Annotated in this window: 5 protein-coding genes; all 5 read left to right on the top strand. The window is 68.1% G+C overall.

Annotated features, from left to right (window positions below; all coding sequences use genetic code 11):
* Positions 1-177 precede the first annotated feature (177 nt).
* Genes lpxD through ACTJJM_RS15985 form a run of 5 tightly spaced genes read left to right on the top strand, consistent with a single transcriptional unit; the run spans position 178 to position 4,351 of the window.
* Entirely contained in the window at positions 178-1,200 is a 1,023-nt protein-coding gene (lpxD, locus tag ACTJJM_RS16005) for a UDP-3-O-(3-hydroxymyristoyl)glucosamine N-acyltransferase (protein WP_049455670.1), read from the top strand.
* Complete coding sequence (fabZ, locus tag ACTJJM_RS16000; RefSeq protein ID WP_008265823.1) at positions 1,197-1,655, top strand: 3-hydroxyacyl-ACP dehydratase FabZ; 459 nt, start codon at positions 1,197-1,199, stop codon at positions 1,653-1,655. The genes lpxD and fabZ overlap by 4 nt, the downstream gene beginning before the upstream one ends.
* 16 nt (positions 1,656-1,671) lie before the next feature.
* Complete coding sequence (gene lpxA, locus ACTJJM_RS15995; RefSeq protein ID WP_010486342.1) at positions 1,672-2,463, top strand: acyl-ACP--UDP-N-acetylglucosamine O-acyltransferase; 792 nt, start codon at positions 1,672-1,674, stop codon at positions 2,461-2,463.
* Positions 2,460-3,719 carry a lipid-A-disaccharide synthase gene (lpxB, locus tag ACTJJM_RS15990; RefSeq protein WP_049482825.1) on the top strand — a complete coding sequence of 420 codons (1,260 nt, stop codon included), beginning with the start codon at positions 2,460-2,462 and terminating at the stop codon, positions 3,717-3,719. The genes lpxA and lpxB overlap by 4 nt, the downstream gene beginning before the upstream one ends.
* Positions 3,716-4,351, top strand: coding sequence for a ribonuclease HII (locus ACTJJM_RS15985; RefSeq protein WP_043396472.1), 636 nt, complete (start codon positions 3,716-3,718; stop codon positions 4,349-4,351). The genes lpxB and ACTJJM_RS15985 overlap by 4 nt, the downstream gene beginning before the upstream one ends.
* The last annotated feature ends 45 nt before the right edge of the window (positions 4,352-4,396 follow it).

The raw sequence follows: 4,396 nt of genomic DNA, 5'->3' as shown, positions 1-4,396 counted from the left end.
TGTGAGCCGCATGGATGCGGCGACCAAGGCTACATGGACGTACTTGCGCCGTCCCTCGCGGGCCCCACCCGTCCGACCCAGCCCACGGGCCTGACTCTGCCAGCCACGAGGGGCCCCGCCGTTGGCCGCAGAACCGCCCCGCATGACCGCAATGGCGTCACACGTTAAACTCCCGCCGTGAATACTCCCACCTACACCGCCCAGCAACTCGCCGAGCAGTTCGGCCTGCAGGTCCATGGCGACCCCGCCACCGCCATCCATGGCGTGGCTACCCTCGCCCATGCCGGTCCTGGTCAGCTGACCTTCCTCGCCAATCCACGCTACCGCGCCCAGCTGGCCGACAGCCAGGCCTCGCTGGTGGTCCTGCGTGCCGACGACGCCGAGGCCGCCCCCGGCGCCGCGCTCGTGGCCAAGGACCCGTACACCACCTTCGCCAAGATCGCCGCGCTGTTCGATATCGCGCCAACGCGCCCGCCGGGCATCCACCCCAGCGCCGTCATCGATCCCAGCGCCCAGGTCGCCGCCAGCGCCCATATCGGTCCCTTCGTCTCCGTCGGCGCGCGCAGCGTGGTCGGTGAGAACTGCATCATCGGCACTGGCAGCGTGATCGGCGAAGACTGCAGCCTGGACAACGGCTGCGAGCTGATCGCGCGGGTCACCCTGGTCACCCGGGTCAAGCTCGGCAAGCGCGTTCGCGTGCATCCCGGCGCCGTACTCGGCGCCGATGGCTTCGGCCTGGCCATGGACGCCGGCAAGTGGATCAAGGTGCCGCAGCTCGGCGGCGTGCGCATCGGCGACGATTGCGAAATCGGCGCCAACACCTGCGTCGACCGTGGCGCGCTGGAAGACACCGTGCTGGACGAAGACGTGCGCCTGGACAACCTGGTGCAGATCGCGCACAACGTGCAGATCGGCGCGCACTCGGCCATCGCCGGCTGCACCGGCATCGCCGGCAGTGCCAGGATCGGCCGCTACTGCCTGCTCGGCGGCCACGTCGGCGTGGTCGGCCACCTCGAGATCTGCGACAAAGTCGTGATCACCGGCAAGTCGGTGGTCCGCAATTCCATCCATGAGCCGGGCGAGTACTCGTCCGGCACCCCGTTGACCGACAACCGCACGTGGCGCAAGAACGCCGCGCGCTTCAAGCAGCTGGACGCATTGGCTCGCCGCGTCCTGGCTGCTGGCAAGGAGAAAGAATGAACGACACGCTGCAGCTTCCGATCGACGTCTGCCAGATCCAGGAACTGCTACCGCACCGCTATCCGTTCTTGCTGGTGGACCGGGTGCTTGAGCTCGACATCGAGGCCAAGCGCATCCTTGCGCAGAAGAACGTCAGCATCAACGAGCCGTTCTTCCAGGGTCACTTCCCGGGCCGCCCGATCATGCCTGGCGTGCTGATCATCGAAGCGCTGGCGCAGGCCGGTGGCGTGATGACCCAGCTCACGCTCGGCCGTGACTCGCAGTCCAAGCTGTTCTACATGGTCAAGGTGGAAAACGCCCGCTTCAACAAGCAGGTCGTGCCCGGCGACGTGCTGATGCTGGATGTGCAGATGAAGCGCCTGATCCGCAACATGGGCTGGTACTACGGCGAAGCCAAGGTCAACGGTGAAGTCGTTGCCTCGGCCGAAGTCATGTGTGCCGGCGCCAAGGGCTGATCCACTGGAGGCAGGAATGACTGACAACGCACCGCGGATCCACCCGACCGCCGTCATCGACCCGGCCGCGCGCCTGGCCGATGACGTCCAGGTGGGCGCGTTCACCCTGATCGGTGCCGATGTGGAAATCGGTGCCGGCACGGTGATCGGCCCCCATTGCAGCATCCACGGCCCGACGAAGATCGGCCGCGACAACCGCTTCATCGGCCACGCAGCGGTCGGTGGCGAACCGCAGGACAAGAAGTATGCAGGGGAGCGCACCGAGCTGGTGATCGGCGACCGCAACGTGTTCCGCGAGTTCGTCACGCTGAACCGTGGCACCGGCGGCGGCGGCGGCATCACCAGCATCGGCGACGACAACTGGATGCTGGCCTACACGCACGTGGCGCATGACTGCCATGTCGGCAACTTCTGCGTGTTCTCCAACAACACCACCCTGGCCGGCCATGTGACCGTGGGCGACTACGTGATCATCAGCGGCTTCGCCGGTGCCCACCAGTTCTGCCGGATCGGCGCGCATGCCTTCCTCGGCATGGGGGCGCTGACCAATGGCGACGTTCCGCCGTTCACCATGGTCGGCACCGATTCGCTGGGCCGCCCGCGCGGCATCAACAGCGAAGGCCTGAAGCGCCGCGGTTTCGATGCCGAGCGCATTTCCGCCATCAAGCGTGCCTACCGCACCCTGTACGTGGCGGGCCTGCCGCTGGCCGAAGCCAAGGTGCAGCTGACCGAACAGGCGCGTGACAGCGATGACGTGAAGGCCATGCTGGACTTCATCGAGCACGCCGAGAGGCCCTTGCTGCGATGAGCAGCACGACCGGCCAGGCGCCGGCCGGCGCCGCTGTGATTCCGCTGGCCTCGATGACCGGCAGCGTCCCCGCGCAACGGGTGCTCAGCGAGCGCCCGTTGCGGATCGCCCTGGTCGCCGGTGAGGCCTCCGGCGATCTGCTCGGTGCGGGCCTGGTTCGCGAACTGAAAGCGCGCTTCCCGCATGCCGAATTCGCCGGCATCGGTGGCGACGCCATGCGCAGCGCCGGCTGCCAGACCTGGCACGATGCCAGCGAACTGGCGGTGATGGGCCTGACCGAAGTACTGCGCCATCTGCCGCGCCTGCTGAAGCTGCGCTCGGCGTTCCGCCAGCGTGCGCTGGACTGGCAGCCGGACGTGTTCATCGGCATCGACGCCCCCGACTTCAACCTGGGCATCGAGCGCTGGCTGAAGCAGCGTGGCGTGCGCACCGTGCATTACGTCAGCCCCTCGGTCTGGGCCTGGCGTGAGAAGCGTGCCGAGAAGATCGGCAGCAGCGCCGACCTGGTGCTGTGCCTGTTCCCGATGGAGCCGCCCATCTATGCCAAGCACGGCATCGACGCGCGCTTCGTCGGCCATCCGATGGCCGACGACATTCCGCTGCAGGGCAACCGCGAGGAAGCGCGCGCCGCGCTTGGCCTGCCGACTTCGGCCAAGGTGCTGGCGGTGCTGCCGGGCAGCCGCCTGGGCGAAATCTCGCGCCTCGGCGAACCCTTCTTCGAGGCTGCCTGGCAGGTCTCCGAACGCATCCCGGGCCTGCACGTGGTGGTGCCTGCCGCCAACCCCGCCTGCAAGCGCCTGATCGAAGAGCAGCTGTCACGCTCGGCGCTGCCGGTCGCGTACTCGCATGTGCTCGACGGCCAGGCCCGCAACGCCATGATCGCCGCCGACGTGGTGGTGCTGGCGTCCGGTACCGCGACCCTGGAGGCGATGCTGGTGAAGCGGCCGATGGTGGTCGGCTACCGTGTCAACGAACTGACCTACCGTCTGGTCAAGGCATTCGGCCTGATCAAGGTCGACCGCTTCGCCCTGCCCAACATCCTGGCCGGGCAGGACCTGGCACCGGAACTGATGCAGCACGACTGCACGCCGGACAAGCTGGCCGCGGCCATCCAGCAGTGGTTCGACCACCCACAACGGGTAACCGACCTGCAGGACACCTATGCACGCCTGCATGAGCGCCTGCGCCGCAATGCTTCGGCACGTGCCGCCGACGCCGTCGGCGAGCTGCTGATGCGCGACCAGGCCCAGGCATGAGCCGCCGCCACGCCGCAGCGGCCAGCCTGGCCCTGTTCGATGGCAGCGCGGTAATCGAGCCGGAACGCCTGGTTGCCGGCGTCGATGAGGCCGGCCGTGGTCCGCTCGCCGGGCCGGTGGCGGTGGCGGCGGTGGTGTTCGACCCGGCACGGCCACGCATCAACGGCCTGGACGATTCCAAGCAGCTCACCGCGGCGCGCCGCGAGCAGCTGCATGACCGCATCATCGAGCGCGCCCTTGCCTGGCACGTGGTGCTGGTGGACGTGGACACCATCGACCGCCTGAACATCTACCAGGCCACCCTGCAGGGCATGCGCGATGTCGTCGCCGCGGTCGCCCACGTGGCCGGCTTCGCGCGCATCGACGGCAACGTGGTGCCCAAGGGCCTGGTACTGCCGGCGCAGGCGCTGATCGGCGGCGATGGCATCGACCGCGCGATCATGGCCGCATCGATCCTGGCCAAGGTCTCGCGCGATCGCTACATGCAGGACGTGCACGCCCGCCACCCGCAGTACGGCTTCGAGCAACACAAGGGCTATGGCACCCCGGCCCACCTGGCCGCCCTGCGCGAGCACGGCCCCTGCATGGAGCACCGGCGCAGCTTCGCCCCGGTACGTGAGTGCCTCGGTTGACCTTGTAGAGGGGGGGAAAGGAGGAGGTTTCGCGCGAAGGAAAGG

Source organism: Stenotrophomonas sp. 22692 (genome assembly GCF_052045015.1).
In the GTDB taxonomy this organism is placed as follows: Bacteria; Pseudomonadota; Gammaproteobacteria; order Xanthomonadales; family Xanthomonadaceae; genus Stenotrophomonas; species Stenotrophomonas geniculata.
The sequence above is the reverse complement of the archived record's forward strand: the minus strand, read 5'-3'. Positions and strand labels throughout refer to the sequence as shown.

Coding starts and splice junctions, on each gene's coding strand:
- fabZ (WP_008265823.1), top strand. CDS start 1,197: ATGAACGACACGCTGCAGCTTCCGATCGACGTCTGCCAGATCCAGGAA.
- lpxA (WP_010486342.1), top strand. CDS start 1,672: ATGACTGACAACGCACCGCGGATCCACCCGACCGCCGTCATCGACCCG.
- lpxB (WP_049482825.1), top strand. CDS start 2,460: ATGAGCAGCACGACCGGCCAGGCGCCGGCCGGCGCCGCTGTGATTCCG.
- ACTJJM_RS15985 (WP_043396472.1), top strand. CDS start 3,716: ATGAGCCGCCGCCACGCCGCAGCGGCCAGCCTGGCCCTGTTCGATGGC.